We start from the raw sequence: 18,485 nt of genomic DNA, 5'->3' as shown, positions 1-18,485 counted from the left end.
CCATATGGAGGGATGGCTCGCCGCTGACGATGATGCTCAGTCGAGGTGGCGGGCGCGGTGCAGGAGCGCGTCCATGCCGAATTCAAGGTGTGCGGCGGCGTTGTCGTCGAGGAAGAGATCGCGGACGCTGGTGAGTGCGGGGAACGAATGTGCGGCGAGTTCCTGCTCGAAGCGGTGGGCGCCGTCCTCGGGGGTGGTCTGTTCTTCGTGGACGAGTCCGACCACGAGGTAGTTGAGGCTCCAGAAGGTGGTGACGGCGAGGTCGGGGTCGACGCCGGCATCGAGCAGCGCGGCAATCACCGCCTCCCCTAGCCGCAGGGTGTTGGTTTCGGAGACCCTCGTACCCGAGACGAGATGTGCGCCGTCGCGGTGGTTCAGAAGGACCTGGCGGTAGCGGCGGAAGATCTCTTTGACCCGGTCGATCGGCGGGTGTGGGAGGTCGTCGAAGGAGAGCTCGCCGAGAATGGCGTCTGCCATCAGGTCGAAGAGGCGCGCTTTGCTCCCCACCTGCAGCGACACCGAGTTGAGGTGAACGTCGAGATGTCGGGCGATCCCACGGAGGGTGATGGCGTCCGCCCCGCCGCGATCGAGCAGGGCCAAGGCGGCGTGGATGACGTCGCGGCGGGATAGTCGGTCGGCCACAGGTCTCTCCTCCGAGCTTGGTCAGTGACCAACACTGTAGTATCTTGGTCACCGATCAAGGAAATTGGTCACTGACCAAGTAAGGAGTGGGACATGGGTGCGGGTCACAACCACGGTGCACCGACTACCGAGGCAGGAGCGCCCGGGGATCACCGAGCACGACTGTGGATCGCGTTCGGCCTGACGGCGACGATCGTGATCGCGCAGGCGATCGGTTCCATCGTCACCGGCAGCCTGGCGCTGCTGACGGACACCGCACACGCGATCACCGACGCGTCCGGTCTGCTGGTCGCGCTGATCGCGGCGACGCTGATGCTGCGGCCGGCTAATCCGAAGCGGACCTGGGGATTCCGACGCATCGAGGTGATCGCCGCACTCGGGCAGGCCGCACTGCTGCTGGTGGTGGGCACTTACGCCGCCGTCGAAGGTATCCGACGCCTGTTCGAGCCGCCGGAGGTCGCCGCGGGAGAGATGCTCGTGTTCGGCATCGTCGGCCTCGCGGCGAATGTGATCGCGATCGTGATCCTCTCCTCGAGCCGCGGCGCGAACTTCAATATGCGGGCAGCGTTCCTGGAGGTGATCAACGATGCACTCGGCTCGCTCGGGGTGATCGTGGCCGCGATTGTGATCGCCACGACCGGGTTCCAGCAGGCCGACGCGATTGCAGGGCTCCTGATCGCGGGACTGATCGTGCCGCGCGCGATCATTTTGATGCGCGACACCACCCGGGTGCTCATGGAGTTCACCCCTGCCGGGCTCGACTTGGACGAGGTACGCCGGCACATCCTTGAGCTCGAACACGTCACCGACGTGCACGACCTGCACGCATCGACGGTCGCCACTGGCCTGCCCACCCTGACCGCGCATGTGGTGGTCGAGGATGAGTGCTTCACCGACGGGCATGCCGCGGAGGTGTTGCACGAGGTACGCGAATGCGTGGCCGGTCACTTCCCGGTGTCGATTCAGCACTCGACCTTCCAGATCGAGACCGCGCACCTCACCGAGGACGAGCCAGCCCTTGTCCGCCACCGCTGAGCCGGGCCCCCCAGCGCCGCGGTAGCGGTCGGCGGAGGAAGGGTGTCAGAGCGTCGCGAGCAGGTTAGTGCAGGCCTGTTCACAGCGGCGGCAGGCGTCGGCGCAGACCCGGCAGTGCTCGTGCATGTCCGCGTGGGTGTCGCACTCGGCGGCGCATGCGGCGCACGCTGCGCGCAACGCCTCCAGCGCGGCACGAAGCACGGTGGTGTCCGTGCCGGTGTGGCGAGAGAGCAGGCGCGCGGTGGTGTCGCAGAGGTCGGCGCAATCCTGGTTCAGACGGATGCAGGTGGTCAGATCGGCGACCATCTCCTCGCTGAGACAGGCGTCGGCGCAGGTCGTACAAGCCTGGCCGCACTCGAGGCACGCGTCGATACAGGCCAGGAGCGCGTCTCGGTTGGCGATGTCGTTGGCTCGGGGGTGGGTGTCGAACATTTGGGCGGTGACGGTCACGGCCTTCTCCTTTGAATCGGTGAGGGGGTTACGTTACGTCGCTGTTCCGGATGCCGGCGACCCCCTTGGGTTACGGTGCGGGGGTATGGTACGGACGGTAGGCTGGACGGGATGATCGGCCTGTCCGCGTTGCGCCTGCGGCTGCCGCACCCGGTGCGGTGGCTGGTTGCCGTGTGCTTCGCTGCAGCGGTCATCGTCGGGTTGATGGGGATGCACACGATCTCCTCGGGACACACCGCCCCTACGACCTCGGAGAATGTCGAGATGCCGGGCGGGGCACCTCACCACTCGTCGGCGCCCGCGACCGGCGATGAGGATGCGGAGGCGTGCGCGTCGTGCAGCCCGAGCGGGGGCCATGACGTTCTGATGATGATGTGCGTGCTGGCGTTGCTGGCAGCCGCCCTCGTGCTGCTGGTCCCCCGCGCCGCATGGTCGTCTGTGTGGGAGCGGCATGCATTGCGTCCGCCGGTGACGCGGTGCCGGCCGGCCCCGGACCGGCCTCCCTCACTCCTGGAGCTGTCGATCAGCCGAACGTGACACGCACTGTCCCTGCCCTCTGGGGCGGGGGTGAGGTTCATTGCCCGTACGCGGGTTTCACGAGTGTTTGAGAGGACTGATGATGAACAAGAAGATGCGTTTGGCAGCGGTCGCGGCCGTACCGCTGGCAGCGGTGCTGTTCCTGGCCGGCTGCGCGGACAACGGAGGCAGCATGCCTGGAATGGATCATGGTGGGTCGTCGTCGGCCCCGTCGGAATCGGCGGAGGCGGACTTCAACATGGCGGATTCGATGTTCGCGATGATGATGATCCCGCATCACGAGCAGGCCGTCGAGATGAGCGACATGATCCTCGCCAAGAGCGACGTTGATCAGCGGGTGCTGGATCTGGCTCAGCAGATCAAGGACGCCCAGCAGCCGGAGATCGAGACGATGCAGGGATGGCTCGCCGAGTGGGGCGTGTCCAGTGACGACATGGACATGGGTGAGATGGAGCACGGCGGCGGGATGATGTCTGACGAGGACATGGCGGCGCTGGAGTCGGCGTCCGGGGCCGAGGCGGCACCCCTGTTCCTGGAGCAGATGATCGCCCACCACCAGGGGGCGATCGAGATGGCCGAGACCGAACTCGCCAACGGGAAGAACGCGGACGCGTTGGCGCTCGCGCAAGCCGTGGTCGATACACAGTCCGCGGAGATCGAGACCATGCAGGATCTGCTCGGCCAGCTCTGAGCCCGATCCGTCGAGTGGGGGCGCCGCTGCCATGCGCGGTGCCCCCACTCTTCGAACGCGGAGGTACGCGTATGCACGTCCATACGAAGACACTGGCGGCGGGCGCCGCTGCTTCCGCCCTCCTGATGCTGGCGGGGTGCGCGGACACTCCGACGTCGCCGCCGGCTGGGGACGGGCGCACCGGGGTACCGAGCCATGTCCACGCGGTGGTCGTCGCCCCGGACACTGACCAGCTTCTCCTGGGAACGCATGAAGGCATCTACGAGGTCACCGACACCGGGGAGTGGGGTGGCCGGGTCAGCACGGACAGCTTCGACGCGATGGGACTCACCGCCACTTCGCAGACACTGATCGCGTCCGGTCACCCCGGCCCCGGAAGCCCCGCCGAGTGGGGGGCACCGAACCTGGGCGTGATGCGCAGCACCGACGCAGGGGTGAGTTGGGAGTCGGTGGTGTTCGGTGGGGAGAAAGACTTCCACGCCCTCGCCGCCGGCGCCGATGACACGGTGTACGCCATCGCCACGGACGTCAGCGACGTGATCCGCAGCGACGACGCCGGGCTGACCTGGGAACCTACCGGTGCGGATCTGGTAGCGGCCAGTCTCGCCGTCGACGGTCGCGGACGGGTGATCGCGGCCACCGAAGAGGGTGTGCAGATCAGCACGGACGGCGGTGCGTCCTTCGCGGCGTGGCCCGAAGCGCCGCTGCTGTACACGTTGGGGGCTGCGGCCGACCGGACTCAGGTGGTCGGTGTCGGCACCGATGGGCAGATTTGGGTGACCGGAGCCGGTGCCGCGAGCTGGGAGCCGGCAGGTCGCGTGGACGGCCGGGTGCAGGCGGTCGGTATGGACGCCGCGGGCCGCATCGTGATCGTCGACGAGACCAGCGGCATCACGATTCTGCCCGGATAGCCCGCCGGGCACGCGACGGGCCGTATGCGAGGTGCCTACGGGAGTCGAACCCGTCTAGACGGCTTTGCAGGCCGTTGCCTGACCGCTCGGCCAAGGCACCGAGTGTCCCCTTACCGGGGACGTGGACGCAGCAGCGTGGGATCGCCCGTCTGGTCCGGTTAGGACCGGACCAGACGGGCGATCGCGTCGCTGGCTTCCTTGATCTTCTGCTCCGCCTGGTCACCCTCCATGCGCGCCGCGTCGAGCACGCAGTGTTTCAGGTGGTCGTCAAGCAGCCCGACGGCCACGGCCTGCAGGGCGCTGGTCAGAGCGCTGATCTGGGTGAGGATGTCGATGCAGTACTTCTCTTCATCGACCATCTTCGAGATGCCCCGCGCTTGACCTTCGATCCGCTTGAGCCGGTTCAGGTATCGGTCTTTGTCGGTGATGTACCCGTGGGGGGCGTGAGCGGTGTCGGGTGCGGGTGTGGTCATGGCCGGGTTCCTTCGGGTTTAGCTGTCCAGCGCTGCGCGGGTGCTGGCTTCGGGGCTGAGGTCGATGCGGCGCAGCAGCTGCGCGTTCAGGGCGACCACGACGGTGGACAGGGACATCAGGATCGCACCGATCGACATCGGCAGGACGAACCCGATGGGGGCGAGCACGCCGGCGGCGAGCGGCACGGAGATCAGGTTGTACCCGGCAGCCCACCACAGATTCTGCTTCATCTTCCGGTACGCCGCACGCGACAGCTGGATCACCGACAGCACACTGCGCGGGTCGGAGCTCGCGAGGATGACCCCGGCGGACGCGATCGCGACGTCGGTGCCGGCGCCGATCGCGATGCCGACGTCGGCCTGCGCGAGGGCGGGGGCGTCGTTGACGCCGTCGCCCACCATCGCGACCTTGCGGCCCTCCTTCTGCAGCTCGGCGACCTTGCTGGACTTGTCCTCCGGGCGCACGTGCGCGAAGACCCGGTCGATGCCCAGCTCGGCGCCGACGGCGTTCGCGACGGCTTCGGCGTCGCCGGTGATCATGACCACCTGGACACCCAGCTTGTGCAGGGCATCGACGGCTTCACGGGACTCGGGGCGGATCTCGTCGGCGAGCTTGAGCCCGCCGATGACTTTTCCGTCCCGGGTCACGTGCAGGATGATCGCGCCCTCGCTACGCCACGCGTCCGCCATGTCGACCTCGCTGGCACCGACGTCCTCGAGCAGACGGGGACCGCCGACACGGATCTCCGCACCGTCGACGGTCGCGGTGACACCGACCGCCGGGGAAGAGGAAAACCCGGTCGCCTTCGGCAGGGTCAGGTTCTTGTCCTTCGCGGCGCGAACGATGGCCCTAGCGAGCGGGTGCTCACTGTCGGCCTCGGCCGCCGCGGCGATCGCGAGCACCTGGTCAGCGTCCAGGTCACCGACCGGTTCCACGGCGGAGACGGTGGGCTCGCCCTTGGTGAGGGTGCCGGTCTTGTCGAACAGCACGGTGTCGACGGTGCGCATGCTCTCGAGCGCGAGCCGGTCCTTCACCAACACCCCGCCACGGGCGGCGCGCTCAGTGGCGATGGACACCACCAGCGGGATCGCCAGGCCCAGCGCGTGCGGGCAGGCGATGACCAGCACGGTGATGGTGCGCACGACCGCCGCATCGGGATTGCCGACGACAGTCCACACCACCGCGGTGATCGCGGCGGCGCCCAGCGCGAACCAGAACAGCAGCGCCGCCGCCTTGTCGGCGATCCGCTGCGCCCGAGAGGACGAGTTCTGTGCCTCCGTGACCAGCCGCTGAATACCCGCGAGGGTGGTCTCATCCCCCGTGGCGGTGACCTCCACGCGAAGGCCGGAGTCTGTGGCGACGGTGCCCGCGGTAACGGGGTCGCCAGTGCCGCGGGCGACGGGGCGGGATTCACCGGTGACCATGGACTCGTCCATGTCGGCGCGGCCGTCGACGATCTTCCCGTCGGCGGGGACGCTGCCGCCGGGGCGGACCACCACCACGTCCCCGACCTGCAGGTCGGCGGGTGAGACCTTGACGATCTGGTCCCCTTCGACGCGCTCTGCCTCATCCGGGAGCAGCGCCGCGAGGGTGTCCAGCGCGGAGCTGGTCTGGGCGAGGGAGCGCATCTCGATCCAGTGACCGAGCAGCATGATCACGATCAGCAGCGCCAGCTCCCACCAGAACTCCAGCTCGTGGTGCAGCAGGCCCAGGGTGGCGCCCCAGGACGCGAAGAACGCGACCGTGATGGCCAGACCGATCAGCAGCATCATGCCGGGTTTGCGGGAGCGGAGTTCGCTGACCGCACCGGTCAGGAACGGCCACCCGCCCCACGCGTACATGACGGTGCCGAGGACGGGGGCGATGAACAGTGCCCAGTCGGGGACGGTGTAGCCGAGGATCATCGCGAACATCGGGGAGAACGCCACGACCGGGACGGCGATGATCAGGTTGATCCAGAACAGTCGCCGGAACTGGCCGACGTGATCCCCGTGCCCACCGTGCCCGCCGCCGTGGCCACCACCATCGTGACCTGCGTGGTCCCCGTGGCTGGCCTGCGTGCCGTGGCCGGTGTGGGTGTCGTGCTGGGTGGGCGGCTCGGGGGTGTGGTCGCCGTGGCGGGTGTCTCCCCCGGTGGCGGTGGCGGCCTTGCCGGTGGGGTGGTCGGTGTGGTGTGCGTGCGGGTCAGTCATCGGTTCACTTCCCTGTGCCTAGCGTTGGTGTGAGTCTGCCGTCGCGGTTCCCGCGGAGGCGAGGTCCTGCGGATCGGTCGCGGCAGGAGTATGAAGGTTCGGCATCCACCCGAACACCGCGGGCACGGCGTCCAGCCCGAGCACCCCGACGGGGACACCGTCATGCTCGTGGACGACCAGGAGCGGGTCGGTAGTGTCGATGCGTGCGGAGGTGTGACCCCCGGTGATCCCGGCACCGGCGACCATCATGCCGTGCACGGTTGCCGTGAAGGGGGCGCGGGGCTGGTAGTCGCCCGGGTGGGTGCCGGCGCCGAGGTCGGCGAGCATGGTGCGTGCGGCATGTTCACCCTGCGCGGCCGCGTCCGACCAGTGATCGATGCGCCAGGCGCCCAGGGTGGTGTCATAGTGTGCGGCGACCCCGCCGGCGCTGTAGACGCCGGGGGTGGCGGTGCGCAGCTTCCCGTCCACGATGACCCCGTCTTCCCAAGGGGCGGGGCCGGTCGGGGTGGTTCCGTGGGCGATGATCAGCAGATCCGCCGTCAGCTGTGTGGTGTCGTCCAAGGCGAGCTCGAGCTGTGTGCCGGTGTCAGTGACGGCGGTGAGGGTGCGGCCGAACGCGACGTCCACGTGCTCCCGGTGCGCGGCGGCGAGGCGCTCCGCGGCGCCGGCGCCGAACACGCTGACCCCGGGGGTGGTCGCGCGGGCGAGGAGGGTGACCTGATGTCCACGGTCGCGGAGCAGCGTGGCGGTCTCGGCCGCGACCAGACCGGCACCGGAGATGACGATCTGCGCGGGGCGGCCAAGCGTGCCCAGGAGGTCGCGGACGGCGACCGCGTCTTCCAGGGAGTGCAGGGTGGTGACCCGTCCTGCCTCCGTGGCGGCGGTCAGGCCGGGCAGCGTGTCCGGCAGCAAGCGGGGGGTGCTGCCGGTGGCGAGGAGGAGCGCGTCGTACGGTTCGATCCGGCCGGATGCGAGCCGCACGGTCTTTCCCTGTGGGTCGACCTCGACCGCGGTGTCACTTATGACCTCCACCCCGGGGGTGACGACCTGTTCCGGGGTGAGCAGCCCGATCGCGACCCCCTTGTTGACCAGGGTGCGGTTGTACGGGGCCTGTCCGGTGCGGTCGACGAGGGTGACGCTCACCGTGCCGGAACCGTGAAGAACGCGCGCCGCGGCCGCGCCGGCGGCGCCGGCTCCCAGGATGAGGACCTTCTGGGGTGACAATGTTGCTCCTTGCGTCTCGCGAATGTGGGGGCTGGTGACCGGTATCCCCGGCCTGTGGTCGGTTAGGCGGCCGTGGCGTACTTGGCGGGGTCGGCGTCGAAGAGGGGGCCGCAGGCGGAGCAGCAGAACCAGTACCGCTGCCCGTCGTAGTCCCGGTAGAGGCCTTGGGCTTCCGCGGTGCTCTTGCTGACGGTGCTGCCGGGCATCACCGGGCAGGTGACGATGTCATCGGCGGGGGTGCCGGCGGGTGCTTCGTGGTGATGGTCGTGGCTCATATCCGTTGCTCTCCGTGATGTGGGTCCGGGGCGGCAGCCGTCGTCGCTGCCTCGTTTGTCTGCGTCCGAACCCCTCCAGGCTATACCCTGTACGGGTATGACAACAGGTGGGGTGTGGCGTGTATTCCCTGGACTGCTGGTGCTCAGGGGCGGTAGGCGAGCACGGTCATCATCCCGGCTTCGCCGTGGTAGATGTTGTGGCAGTGGGTCATCCATTGGCCGGGGTTGTCGGCGTCGAACTCGAGGTCGAGGGTTTGGTTCGGCAGCACGATGGAGGTGTCTTTGCGGGGGCCGCCACCGGCGTGCTGATAGGTGTGGCCGTGCAGGTGGAAGGGGTGCCACATGTCGGTGTCGTTCGTCACCCGCAGCCGCACCCGTTCCCCCGCGACCAGTGCGTGCGCGCCGCGCAACGGGTTGTGCATGTCGAACTGGGTGCCGTTGAACCCCCAGTCGTAATTGGCCATGCTGCCGGTGAGGGTGAGGTCGAGGGTGCGGTCCACGTCACGACGGTCGAGGGTGACCTCGGGTGCGGCGAAGAGCATGCTCGCCACCGCGACGACGCGGCCTTCGCCCAGTTCGGCGATGTCCGCGTCCGGGGTGGGCGCCTGTCCGCTGCCGGTGCGGATGATGGCGAAGCCGCGTTCCCGCTTGCCTTCGGCCTCCGCCACCAGGGGGAACGCACCGTCGCCCAGGGTGACGATCACGTCGTAGCGTTCCCCCATTCCCACCAGGACGCTATCGGCAGCGACCGGGTCGACGGGGAACCCGTCGGTGTGGGTGACGGTCAGCCGGTGCCCGCCGATGGCGACGCGGAACGCGGTGTCGCCGCCGGCGTTGATCAGCCGGATCCGTACCCGCGTGCCGGGCGTGCCGGTGAATTGGGCGGGGTCGGCGGCGGGTTTGCCGTTGATCAGGTAGTGCGGGTAGTACACGTCGCCGGCGTCGCCGCCGAGTAGGTCGGAGTCGGCGCCCATCAGCATGTTCCCCATCCGCATGAACATGTCGCCGTGCCCGCCCATGTCGCCCATTCCTTCTCGCAGCTGCTCGAGCACCGCGTCGGGGGTGGCGGTGACCCCGTCCAGCCAGTCGTCGAGGACGATGACCCATTCGTCGTCGTAGCGCAGCGGCTCATTCGGGTCTTCGACGATGAGCACCCCGTATAGGCCGGTGTCCAGCTGGGCGCCGACGTGCGGGTGGAACCAGTGCGTACCGGGGTCGGGGGCGATGAACTCGTATTGGAACGACTCGCCGGGGCGGGTCGCGGTCTGGGTGAGTGGGGGGACGCCGTCCATGTCGTTGCGGAGTGCCAGGCCGTGCCAGTGCACGGACGTGTCGACGGGGAGGGTGTTGCGCAGGGTGGCCTGCAGGGTGTCTCCTGCCTGGACGCGCAGGACAGGCCCGGGGATGCTGCCGTAGGAGAACGTGGACGCGGGTGTTCCTGCCAGATCGAGGGTCGCCGCCGCCGCCGTCAGCGTCGCGGTGACCACGCGGCCGGTGCCGCCACGGCCCCGTTCGGTGCGGTCGACGGCCGCTCCCGTCGGGCTGACCCAGGCGGGGGTGGGGGTGCAGGCGGCCAGAGCTCCAACCGCGGCGGCGGTGGCGCCGAGGGCGAGGAAGCGTCGCCGGGTGAGGTGGGGGGAACGGCGGGGCGCGGGGGCGGTCATGGTCGGCGGGTCCCTTTCGGTCGATGTTGCGTGGCGGGCGGTGTGAGCTCCGTGGGGGTGCGCAGGTGGGTGAGGGTGGCGGTGATGCTGAGCAGCACCACCACTCCCCCCAACACGGCCGCGGCTCCAGGGAGGGTGAGAGCGGGGACGAGGAAGCCGGCCAGCACGACGGGGACGGACATCGCGAGGTAGGAGATCGTGTAGATCACGGCCATAACGGTGGCGCGCTGCCCGGGGTCGACGTGCGGCAGCAGGGTGCGCATCGCGCCCATGAAGGCAGTCCCGAACCCGGCACCCACGACCGCGACACTGGCGAGGTACCCGGGCAGAGTTGGCACGGCCAGCGCGGCGAGGCTGAGCACGGTGCCTGCGCCGAGAGACACGGCCCCGAACACGCTGATCCGCCGGGCGGTGGCCCCCTGCAGTGCGGTGGCGGCGACCACCCCGGCCGCGGCGAGGATGATGATGGACCCGGCCTGGTGCAGGTAGGTGTCGGCGTGGAACCGGGTGGCGATGATCCCCGGTCCCAGGGCGAGGAACAGACCGTTGGTGACCCACCCGGCGATGATGGCGGGGGCGACCGAGACGATGATCCGCCGCCGCGTCGCCGCCGAGACCCGCCGGGCCCGTGGGTCCGGTCCCGCGTCCCCGGGAAGGACGGGTGGGGTGGGAATGGTCCAGGCGGTGGCGGCGAGGAGAGGGAACACCGCGGCGAGGAGCAGAAAGATGGTGCCCGCGTCGATGCCGGGTAGGTCCAGCAGTCCAGCGGCGGTGAGCGCCCCGAGCCCGAGACCGGCCATGGGGGCCACGGTGTTGGCCAGCGCGGCCGCCCCCAGCCAGCGGGAGGGTTCGTGGTCGACCATCATGGCGTTCAGAACCGGGACCAGCAGTCCCGCCGCCAGGCCTTGCAGGGCGCGGGCGGCGAGCAGCAGCAGGAAGGAATCGGCGGCCCAGAACATCAGCAGGCTCACCGACAGGGCCACCGATCCGACGGTGAGGATGCCGCGACGCCCGACCCGGTCAGAAAGCGACCCGAGCGTCAGCAGTGCGAGCAGCAGCGGGATGGCGTAGATCGCGAAGATAAGAGTGGTGGCCACCGGGGGCAGCTGGAGCTGCTCGGTGAGTTGCGGGTAGAACGGGGAAGGCGCCGACGCGGCCGCCATTAGCACGACGGTGCCGGTCACGGCGAGACAGAACCCGCCGCGGGCACGAGTGGCCGGGGTCACAGGGGTGGCGGCGGTCATGCGGCGCTCTCGTGCAGGTGCTGGGCGGTTTCGTGGACGGTGGCGACCGCGTCGACACCGCTCACCCCCACCAGAGCACCGTTGAGCGTGTGCGTGACGAGGGTGCCGGGTCCTGGGCCCTGTCCTTCGGTGGCGGGCGTCATGGTGTACCCGATGCCGGTGATGGCGGTGCCGTGGATCAGTGACGTGTAGGAGCTACGAGGACGGTAGGGTCCCGGGTCGGCGGCGCCGGTGCGGTCGTGGAGCACCGCGGCGGCGGCGTGCTGTCCTTGCGCGGCCGCGTCGGCCCAGTGATCCAGGCGCCAGATCCCGAGGTGGTCGTCGCGGTGTATGGCGGTGCTGCCGGCCGCGTACACGTGCGGGGCAGTGCTCCGCAGCCGGTCATCGACAGGCACCCCGGAAGAGAACGGTCCCGGTGCGGTGGGGGCGTTGCCGAGGGCGGTGATGAGCAGGTCGGCGGAGAGCGTGGTGGTGTCATCCAGGGTGATCCCCAGCAGCGGGCTCCTGTCACGGACGGCGGTGATCGTGCGGCCCAGGAATGTGGTGATTTTGCCGCGATGGATGCCGGTGATGTGGGCGGCGATCTGCGCGCCGAAGGAGGCCCGCCCGGGGATGCGGGAGCGGCTGATGAGGGCGACGTGATGTCCGGCGGCGTGGAGTGCGGACGCGGTCTCCGCGCCGGTGAATCCGCCGCCGTAGATCGCGACCCGGGACGGCCCGGCGGTGCGGGTGAGGTGTTCTCGGATCTGTTGGGCGTCCTGGATGCTGTGCAGGGTGACGACCTGGTGCCGTGCAGCGGGAGTGTGCCGCCCGGGCAGGCCCGGGGTGAGGGTGTCCGGGCGGCTGCCGGTGGCGATGATGACCGCGTCGTAGCGCAACTGTGCGCCGGAGGCGAGGTGCACGATGCGGCTGATCGGGTCGAGGTGGGTGGCGGTGTCTGCCAGCACGGTGACGGGCGGGAGCGGCGCGTGGATGGTCTCGGGCAAGGTGGGACCGAACGCGACGCCGGTGATGTGCATCCGGATGTACGGGGTCTCGTGGGTTCTGCCGACCAGGGTGACGTGGATGTCCTCGTGGCGGGCGAGGGCTGTTGCGGCGGCGACGCCGGCTGCTCCTGCCCCGAGGATGAGGACATGGTGGGTGGGCATGAGGTGCAGTTCGCTTCCGGGGTACGGGGGTCGCGGCGCTGCGAGGAGGGCAGGGTCAGGACCGGATCAGCTGGGTGATCGCGGTCGAGGCGGCATCAAGGACGGTGTCGTCGGTGAGGGTGCCGGTGGCGTGCGCGTGGCGCAGGTAGTCCGTCAGCAGGGCGAGACCGACACCCTGGAGCGCGCGTTGGGTGGCGGAGATCTGGGTGAGGGTATCGATGCAGGGGCGTTCCTGCTCGATCATCCCGGTGAGCCCGCGAATCTGCCCTTCCAGACGGCGCAGCCGGTTCCGGTAGGTGCGGGGGTCGGTGATGTAGCCCGGTTCGCGGGCGGCCGCGATGGTGGAGGTCATGAAGGGTCCGGTCTCCCGGTGCCCGCACGGGGTGTGTGGGCACCGGGAGTGAGGCTCAGGCCATGGCGGCGGCGTAGCGGGCCGGGTCCGCGTCGAACGCGGGACCGCAGCCGGCGCAGCAGAAGTAGTACCGCTCGCCCTCGTAGTCGCGGAACAGGCCGGCCGCCACGGCGGTGGCCTTGTTGACCGGGGTGCCCTCCATCACGGGGCAGGTGGTCATGTCGGCGCCACCGGCGGCGTCGAGGAGGTTCTCACGGCCGCCGGGGGCGGGGGCGCTGGTGCTGCAACAGCTGGACATGGGTGGTGTTCCTTCCGATGTGGGTGGTAGGTGCTGCCGGGTTGCCCGGTCAGCGGGCGATGCTCTTGAATCCGCGCAGACGCAGGCTGTTGCCCACGACGAACACGCTGGACAGTGCCATGGCGGCACCGGCGAGCATCGGGTTGAGGAGACCGAGGGCTGCGACCGGGATCGCGGCCGTGTTGTAGGCGAAGGCCCAGAACAGGTTGGTCTTGATAGTGCCGAGGGTCTTGCGGGACAGCCGGATCGCGTCAGCGGCGCTGCGCAGGTCGCCGCGGACCAGGGTGATGTCCGAGGCCTCGATCGCGACGTCGGTGCCGGTTCCCATCGCCAAGCCGAGGTCGGCCTGCGCGAGCGCGGGGGCGTCGTTGACACCGTCTCCGACCATCGCGACGACCTTTCCCTCGCCTTGGAGGCGGGTGACGACATCGACCTTGTCCTTCGGGAGGACTTCGGCGATGACCTGGTCGATACCGACCTCGGCGGCGATCTGGCGGGCGACCGCCTCGTTGTCGCCGGTGAGCAGCACCGGAGTCAGGCCGAGTGCCTTGAGCTGGGCGATGGCCTCCTTGCTGGTCGGCTTGACGGTGTCGGCGACGATGAGGATGCCGCGAGCGGCACCATCCCATCCGACGGCGACGACGGTCTTGCCTTCGCTTTCGGCCTGCGCCTTCGCGGCGGCAACCTCGGCGCTCAGGCGCAGCGACCACTCGGCCAGCAGCGATTCCCGGCCGACGATGAGTGCGTGTCCGTCGACGACACCCTGCACGCCCTTGCCTTCCAGGTTCGTGAACCCTTCCACGGTGGGGAGGGTGCCGGTCTGCTGGGTGGCGCCCTTCGCGATCGCCTGCGCGATGGGGTGCTCGGAGGCGTCTTCGAGTGCACCGGCGAGGCGGAGTAGCTCGTCCGCATCGGTGCCCGGCTCGGTGACGACGTTGACCAGGGTCATCTTGCCGGTGGTGACGGTGCCGGTCTTATCGAGCACGACGGTGTCGACCTTGCGGGTGGATTCCAGCACTTCCGGGCCCTTGATCAGGATGCCCATCTGCGCGCCGCGGCCGGTGCCGACCAGCAGCGCGGTCGGCGTGGCAAGACCCAGGGCGCACGGGCACGCGATGACCAGCACGGCGACGGCGGCGGTGAACGCGGCAGCGACAGGGAACCCGGCACCCAACCATGCCCCCATCGCGACGACGGCGATGAGGATCGCAATCGGGACGAACACGCCGGAGATCTTGTCGGCCAGGCGCTGCACCTCAGCCTTTCCGGTCTGGGCGTCCTCGACGAGCTTGGCCATCTGCGCCAGCTGCGTGTCCGAGCCGACCCGAGTGGCGCGAACTACCAAGCGTCCGCCGGCGTTCACCGTGGCTCCGGTGACGGGGTCGCCTTCGGCGACCTCGACCGGGACGGATTCGCCGGTGAGCATGGAGGCGTCCACGGCGGACGTGCCGGAAACCACGACACCGTCGGTGGCGATCTTCTCGCCCGGGCGGACGATGAACTCGTCCCCCGCCTGCAGGTCCTCGACCGGGATCTTCGTCTCCACCCCGTCGCGCAGCACGGATACTTCCTTCGCGCCGAGCTCGAGCAGCGCGCGCAGCGCGGCGCCGGCCTGACGCTTGGACCGCTTCTCGAAGTAGCGGCCGGCGAGGATGAACATCGTCACCCCGGCGGCGACTTCGAGGTAGATGTTCGCGGCTCCTTCCGAGGGGGCGAGGGTGAGCTCGAACGGGTGCGTCATCCCGGGGGTGCCGGCGGTGCCGAAGAACAGCGCGTACAGCGACCACAGGAACGCGGCGGTCGTGCCCATCGAGATGAGCGTGTCCATCGTCGCGGTGCCGTGCTTGAGGTTCGCCCACGCCGCCTTGTGGAACGGGAACGCCGCCCACACGATGACCGGCGCCGCCAGCGCCAACGACGCCCACTGCCAGTAGGTGAACTGCAGGGCGGGGACCATCGCCATCGCGATGACCGGGACGCTCAGGACGATGGAGACGATGAGCCGATTGCGGAGGCTGGTCAGCTCCGGGTCGGCATCGTCCGCGTCCCCGCCCTCGGCGGTGTCGTTCTTGGCCTTCTTCGGGGCCGGAAGCGCCGCGCTGTAGCCGGTCTTCTCGACCTCGGCGATCAGCAGGGCCGGGTCGTATCCGGCGGGGATGGTGACCTTCGCCTTCTCGGTGGCGTAGTTGACCGTGGCGGCGACGCCGTCGAGCTTGTTCAGCTTTTTCTCGATCCGCATCGCGCAGGAGGCGCAGGTCATCCCGCCGATCTGGAGTTCGACGGCGGAGTCCGCGGTCTGTTCTGCGGGGGCTGTGGTGCTCATGGTGTTCCTTCTTCTCTCAGATCACCGCGGGGCGGTCAGTGACCGTCGCCCGTGTCGCTGTGTGTGTCGTCCGTGTCCGTGTCGCCGGTGCCGTGCCCGGCGTCCACGACGAACTCGGCGGTGTGGACCTGCCCGTCGACCTGGAAGTCGAGGTAGAGCAGGTACCGGCCGGTGGTAGGCGCCTCGGCCGCGAATCGGATGTCGGGTCCGGCGGTGTCGCCGTCCTGCGGGTCGTCGCCTTCGGCGTGCACGTGCAGGTAGGCCAGGTCCCCATCGCGCAGCGCGACGAGGTGCCCGAAGGCCCCAAGGTACGGCTGCAGGGTGGTGACTGGCTGCCCGTCACGGGTGACCGACAAGGTTAGCTCGGAGCTCTCCCCCGCGGTCAGGTCCCCATCGAGGGTGACCGTGTACCCGTCGACCTCGCTTGTCGTCGACGTGGCGGTCGCCGGGTTCGGGGTGAACGCGCCCGCGACGTCGACCGTGCGGGTCAGGGTGACCTTGTCGGGGCCGTCGGCGACGTCCGGCACGAAGTCGGCATAGATCCGGTAGCTGCCGGCTTCGGTCCACTCCCAGGAGGTCGTCCAGGTGCCGGTGGCCTCGTCGAGCGTGGGGTGCACGTGCCGGAACTGGGTTCCATCGGTGCGCACCACGATCAGGTGCAGGTCCTTCTCATGCGAGGACTCGTACGCGGTCAGCGCAGTCCCGTCAGCGTCGAGGATCTGGAAGCTCAACTCGCCTGACTCGCCCGTTCCGGTGGGCGCGGCGATCGGGCTGAGTTCGTATCCGTAACCGGAGAGGGAGACGCCGGGGATGGTGGCGGTCTCGGCGGTGTCCTCGCCGGTCATGCCGGCGTGATCGGCCATCGAGCTGTCGTCAGCCGCGGCCGTCCAGTTGGCGACGGCGCTGTCCGGGACGACAGCTGCCGCGATGCCGAACGCCCCGCCGAAAGCCACGACGACGCCGGCGCCATACAGGCTGAGTCGTCCCGCAGCGTTCATCAGGCGCGCACCGCGGAGTAACCAGCCTCGTCGACCGCGGCCAGCACGGCGGCGTCATCCAGAGCACTGGTGGAAGACACGACGAGCTTGCCGGTCTGGGCGCTCACCTGGATCTCGTCCACGCCGGGGATCTGGGAGACCTCTTCACGGATGGACATCTCGCAGTGTCCGCACGTCATGCCGGTGACCTGGTACTCGCTGGTGGCCATGATGGTTTCCTTCCGTCGGTGATGCGCCAGAATCGGCGACACCCACCCTAACACCCCTACCCCCCTAGGGTATTCCGGAGTACTGAGGAAATCGTGGTGTCCATGCTCAGATTTGTTTGTGGCATCGCGTGAGACCTACCGCCTCGAACCGGCCGCCTGTGCGTGAATTACGTCTCCCGCCCAGCAGCTATCCCCTTGCTGCAGGAGAGATCACCCGAACCACCCGACCGAAATGTCCATATGGACACCACGTGGACACTTCATCTGCGAAATGGACATTTTAGAAAAATCCCTACAATCGGCTGTAGGGATCGCTCAGAGATGTCTGCGCCGCCCCTGTCACACAGCGGGGATTCCGACGTGATTTGTCCGAGTCTCGTTCGCGCTTCCGGGCCGCGTCCGTTTGAGTGGTGGTCTTTCGCTTCGTTGCGATGATCAGCTGTCGTTAGTTTAGGCGGCGGTGATCTCGGGGAGTATCACCGCCTCGTCGATGGTGGGGGTGGTCGCGGTGAGCTCGGTCATGGAGGCTTCGGAGAAGTAGCGGCGGTCGGCGGCTTCCCATTCGTCGTGTTGCTCGACGAGGACGGAGCCGGCCAGGCGGAGCAGGGCGGCGTTGTTCGGGAACACGCCAACGACGTCGGTGCGGCGCTTGATCTCCCGATTGAGGCGTTCCAGCGGGTTCGTGGACCAGATCTGTCGCCAATGCCGGGCGGGGAACGCTTTGAACGCGAGGATGTCGTCACGGGCGTCGGTGAGCATCACGGCGGTCTTGGGGTGGACGCGCTCGATCATGCGCACGACTTCGTCGAACTGGGCATCGATGTGCTCGGCGTCGGGTTGGGCGAAGATCGTGCGGATCACGCTGGCGACCATCTCCTGCCGGCCCTTCGGGAGGGCGGTCAGGACGTTGCGCATGAAGTGGACGCGGCAGCGCTGCCAGGCGGCGCCCTGCAACACGGTCGCTGCGGCCTTCTTCAGTCCGGCGTGGGCGTCGGAGATCACCAGCTTCACCCCGCCCAGACCTCGTGTCTTCAACGAGCGCAGGAACTGCTTCCAGAACTCCTCGGTCTCGCTGTCTCCGACATCGAAGCCCAGCACGACCCGCCGCCCGTCAGCGGCGACGCCGATCGCGACGACGACCGCCTGGGACACGACACGGTGGTCGATGCGGACCTTGCAGTAGGTCGCGTCGAGGAACACGTAGGGGTAGGCGATGTCAGACAGCGAGCGGTCGCGGAACGATGCGACCTCGGCGTCGAGCCCTTGGCAGATGCGGGACACCTCGGACTTCGAGATGCCAGTGTCAGCGCCGAGCGCTTTGACGAGGTCATCGACCTTCCGGGTTGAGACGCCGTGGAGGTAGGCCTCCATCACGACCGCGAACAAGGCTTGGTCGACCCGGCGGCGCCGCTCCAGCAGCGACGGGAAGAACGACCCCTGCCGCAACTTCGGGATCCGCAACTCCAGATCCCCAGCCGTGGTCGACAGCACCCGCGGCCGGGAACCGTTGCGGGTAGTCGTGCGCTCGCTCGTGCGCTCGTAGGGGGCGGCGCCGATGAATGCGGCTGTCTCCGCGTCGATCAGCTCCTGGTAGAGCCGCTCGGTCGCGGCTCGGATGCGGTCGGTGGTGCCGGTGAGCTTCAGTTCCCCGAGCAGCTCGAGGAGGGCAGACTGGTCAAGAGCCATCGTGCGGTGTCGTCTTTCTGTGTGAGTTCTTGGTCGTTCTCACTGACCATCGCACGATGGCTCACCCCGTCGCGGTCACGACGCCGCGGGCCCGAAAGACCACCACCCCGCGGGACTCCAGGCGCTTCCGGA

General features: G+C 68.9%; 19 protein-coding genes and 1 tRNA gene. 4 read left to right on the top strand and 16 right to left on the bottom strand.

What is annotated here, in order from left to right:
• Nucleotides 1–36: 36 nt before the first annotated feature.
• Nucleotides 37–642 carry a TetR/AcrR family transcriptional regulator C-terminal domain-containing protein gene (locus BKA24_RS02230; protein ID WP_067121071.1) on the bottom strand — a complete coding sequence of 202 codons (606 nt, stop codon included), beginning with the start codon at nt 640–642 and terminating at the stop codon, nt 37–39.
• Between the two features lie 93 nt (nt 643–735).
• On the opposite strand from BKA24_RS02230, the gene BKA24_RS02225 reads away from it, so the two are divergent.
• Nucleotides 736–1,677 (top strand): cation diffusion facilitator family transporter, encoded by a 942-nt coding sequence (locus tag BKA24_RS02225; RefSeq protein WP_067121073.1) that lies wholly within the window; start codon nt 736–738, stop codon nt 1,675–1,677.
• Between the two features lie 45 nt (nt 1,678–1,722).
• Here BKA24_RS02225 and BKA24_RS02220 read toward each other — a convergent pair whose 3' ends face one another.
• Entirely contained in the window at nt 1,723–2,109 is a 387-nt protein-coding gene (locus BKA24_RS02220) for a four-helix bundle copper-binding protein (RefSeq protein WP_067121088.1), read from the bottom strand.
• Nucleotides 2,110–2,238: 129 nt separating this feature from the next.
• On the opposite strand from BKA24_RS02220, the gene BKA24_RS02215 reads away from it, so the two are divergent.
• The 3 genes from BKA24_RS02215 (at nt 2,239) to BKA24_RS02205 (ending at nt 4,266) form a co-directional block, all read left to right on the top strand.
• Nucleotides 2,239–2,664, top strand: coding sequence for a DUF6153 family protein (locus tag BKA24_RS02215; protein WP_067121074.1), 426 nt, complete (start codon nt 2,239–2,241; stop codon nt 2,662–2,664).
• A gap of 79 nt (nt 2,665–2,743) precedes the next feature.
• On the top strand, nt 2,744–3,355 hold the full coding sequence (locus tag BKA24_RS02210) for a DUF305 domain-containing protein (RefSeq protein WP_067121076.1): 612 nt from the start codon (nt 2,744–2,746) through the stop codon (nt 3,353–3,355).
• A gap of 71 nt (nt 3,356–3,426) precedes the next feature.
• Nucleotides 3,427–4,266: a F510_1955 family glycosylhydrolase gene (locus BKA24_RS02205; RefSeq protein WP_082914452.1), complete on the top strand. Its 840-nt coding sequence runs from the start codon at nt 3,427–3,429 to the stop codon at nt 4,264–4,266.
• A 29-nt stretch (nt 4,267–4,295) separates the two neighbouring features.
• On the opposite strand, the gene BKA24_RS02200 is transcribed toward BKA24_RS02205, so the two are convergent.
• The 14 genes from BKA24_RS02200 to BKA24_RS02135 all read right to left on the bottom strand — a co-directional run bounded on the left by BKA24_RS02200 (nt 4,296) and on the right by BKA24_RS02135 (nt 18,353).
• Nucleotides 4,296–4,366: transfer RNA gene (locus BKA24_RS02200), tRNA-Cys, on the bottom strand.
• A gap of 58 nt (nt 4,367–4,424) precedes the next feature.
• Nucleotides 4,425–4,739, bottom strand: coding sequence for a metal-sensitive transcriptional regulator (locus BKA24_RS02195; RefSeq protein WP_067121078.1), 315 nt, complete (start codon nt 4,737–4,739; stop codon nt 4,425–4,427).
• Nucleotides 4,740–4,757: 18 nt separating this feature from the next.
• Nucleotides 4,758–6,932 carry a heavy metal translocating P-type ATPase gene (locus BKA24_RS02190; RefSeq protein WP_221417263.1) on the bottom strand — a complete coding sequence of 725 codons (2,175 nt, stop codon included), beginning with the start codon at nt 6,930–6,932 and terminating at the stop codon, nt 4,758–4,760.
• Between the two features lie 18 nt (nt 6,933–6,950).
• Complete coding sequence (locus BKA24_RS02185; protein WP_067121082.1) at nt 6,951–8,156, bottom strand: FAD-dependent oxidoreductase; 1,206 nt, start codon at nt 8,154–8,156, stop codon at nt 6,951–6,953.
• 62 nt (nt 8,157–8,218) lie between these two features.
• Nucleotides 8,219–8,431, bottom strand: a complete 213-nt coding sequence (locus BKA24_RS02180) for a YHS domain-containing protein (protein WP_067121084.1) — start codon at nt 8,429–8,431, stop codon at nt 8,219–8,221.
• 143 nt (nt 8,432–8,574) lie between these two features.
• Nucleotides 8,575–10,095: a multicopper oxidase family protein gene (locus BKA24_RS02175; protein WP_101305190.1), complete on the bottom strand. Its 1,521-nt coding sequence runs from the start codon at nt 10,093–10,095 to the stop codon at nt 8,575–8,577.
• Nucleotides 10,092–11,339, bottom strand: coding sequence for an MFS transporter (locus BKA24_RS02170; RefSeq protein WP_184214646.1), 1,248 nt, complete (start codon nt 11,337–11,339; stop codon nt 10,092–10,094). The genes BKA24_RS02175 and BKA24_RS02170 overlap by 4 nt, the downstream gene beginning before the upstream one ends.
• A complete protein-coding gene (locus tag BKA24_RS02165) occupies nt 11,336–12,487 on the bottom strand; it encodes an FAD-dependent oxidoreductase (RefSeq protein ID WP_067119688.1) in 1,152 nt (383 codons plus the stop codon). The genes BKA24_RS02170 and BKA24_RS02165 overlap by 4 nt, the downstream gene beginning before the upstream one ends.
• 55 nt (nt 12,488–12,542) lie before the next feature.
• On the bottom strand, nt 12,543–12,839 hold the full coding sequence (locus BKA24_RS02160) for a metal-sensitive transcriptional regulator (protein WP_067119691.1): 297 nt from the start codon (nt 12,837–12,839) through the stop codon (nt 12,543–12,545).
• A gap of 55 nt (nt 12,840–12,894) precedes the next feature.
• Entirely contained in the window at nt 12,895–13,137 is a 243-nt protein-coding gene (locus BKA24_RS02155) for a YHS domain-containing protein (RefSeq protein WP_067119694.1), read from the bottom strand.
• Nucleotides 13,138–13,186: 49 nt separating this feature from the next.
• On the bottom strand, nt 13,187–15,460 hold the full coding sequence (locus BKA24_RS02150; RefSeq protein WP_067119698.1) for a heavy metal translocating P-type ATPase: 2,274 nt from the start codon (nt 15,458–15,460) through the stop codon (nt 13,187–13,189).
• Nucleotides 15,461–15,495: 35 nt separating this feature from the next.
• On the bottom strand, nt 15,496–16,458 hold the full coding sequence (locus BKA24_RS02145; RefSeq protein WP_067119702.1) for a heavy metal-binding domain-containing protein: 963 nt from the start codon (nt 16,456–16,458) through the stop codon (nt 15,496–15,498).
• The gene (locus tag BKA24_RS02140) at nt 16,458–16,667 is read right to left on the bottom strand and encodes a heavy-metal-associated domain-containing protein (RefSeq protein ID WP_067119704.1); all 210 of its coding nucleotides are present in this window, start codon (nt 16,665–16,667) and stop codon (nt 16,458–16,460) included. The genes BKA24_RS02145 and BKA24_RS02140 overlap by 1 nt, the downstream gene beginning before the upstream one ends.
• Nucleotides 16,668–17,117: 450 nt before the next feature.
• A complete protein-coding gene (locus BKA24_RS02135) occupies nt 17,118–18,353 on the bottom strand; it encodes an IS256 family transposase (protein ID WP_046746337.1) in 1,236 nt (411 codons plus the stop codon).
• Between the last annotated feature and the right edge of the window lie 132 nt (nt 18,354–18,485).

It is taken from the genome of Microbacterium marinum (assembly GCF_014204835.1).
Lineage (GTDB): Bacteria > Actinomycetota > Actinomycetes > Actinomycetales > Microbacteriaceae > Microbacterium > Microbacterium marinum.
This window is presented reverse-complemented; position numbering and strand designations above follow the sequence as displayed.

Excerpts from the sequence above, each read along its gene's own strand:
- BKA24_RS02225 (WP_067121073.1), top strand. The coding sequence starts at position 736 with ATGGGTGCGGGTCACAACCACGGTGCACCGACTACCGAGGCAGGAGCG.
- BKA24_RS02220 (WP_067121088.1), bottom strand. The coding sequence starts at position 2,109 with ATGTTCGACACCCACCCCCGAGCCAACGACATCGCCAACCGAGACGCG.
- BKA24_RS02215 (WP_067121074.1), top strand. The coding sequence starts at position 2,239 with ATGATCGGCCTGTCCGCGTTGCGCCTGCGGCTGCCGCACCCGGTGCGG.
- BKA24_RS02210 (WP_067121076.1), top strand. The coding sequence starts at position 2,744 with ATGATGAACAAGAAGATGCGTTTGGCAGCGGTCGCGGCCGTACCGCTG.
- BKA24_RS02205 (WP_082914452.1), top strand. The coding sequence starts at position 3,427 with ATGCACGTCCATACGAAGACACTGGCGGCGGGCGCCGCTGCTTCCGCC.
- BKA24_RS02195 (WP_067121078.1), bottom strand. The coding sequence starts at position 4,739 with ATGACCACACCCGCACCCGACACCGCTCACGCCCCCCACGGGTACATC.
- BKA24_RS02190 (WP_221417263.1), bottom strand. The coding sequence starts at position 6,932 with ATGACTGACCCGCACGCACACCACACCGACCACCCCACCGGCAAGGCC.
- BKA24_RS02180 (WP_067121084.1), bottom strand. The coding sequence starts at position 8,431 with ATGAGCCACGACCATCACCACGAAGCACCCGCCGGCACCCCCGCCGAT.
- BKA24_RS02175 (WP_101305190.1), bottom strand. The coding sequence starts at position 10,095 with ATGACCGCCCCCGCGCCCCGCCGTTCCCCCCACCTCACCCGGCGACGC.
- BKA24_RS02170 (WP_184214646.1), bottom strand. The coding sequence starts at position 11,339 with ATGACCGCCGCCACCCCTGTGACCCCGGCCACTCGTGCCCGCGGCGGG.
- BKA24_RS02165 (WP_067119688.1), bottom strand. The coding sequence starts at position 12,487 with ATGCCCACCCACCATGTCCTCATCCTCGGGGCAGGAGCAGCCGGCGTC.
- BKA24_RS02160 (WP_067119691.1), bottom strand. The coding sequence starts at position 12,839 with ATGACCTCCACCATCGCGGCCGCCCGCGAACCGGGCTACATCACCGAC.
- BKA24_RS02155 (WP_067119694.1), bottom strand. The coding sequence starts at position 13,137 with ATGTCCAGCTGTTGCAGCACCAGCGCCCCCGCCCCCGGCGGCCGTGAG.
- BKA24_RS02150 (WP_067119698.1), bottom strand. The coding sequence starts at position 15,460 with ATGAGCACCACAGCCCCCGCAGAACAGACCGCGGACTCCGCCGTCGAA.
- BKA24_RS02145 (WP_067119702.1), bottom strand. The coding sequence starts at position 16,458 with ATGAACGCTGCGGGACGACTCAGCCTGTATGGCGCCGGCGTCGTCGTG.
- BKA24_RS02140 (WP_067119704.1), bottom strand. The coding sequence starts at position 16,667 with ATGGCCACCAGCGAGTACCAGGTCACCGGCATGACGTGCGGACACTGC.
- BKA24_RS02135 (WP_046746337.1), bottom strand. The coding sequence starts at position 18,353 with ATGGCTCTTGACCAGTCTGCCCTCCTCGAGCTGCTCGGGGAACTGAAG.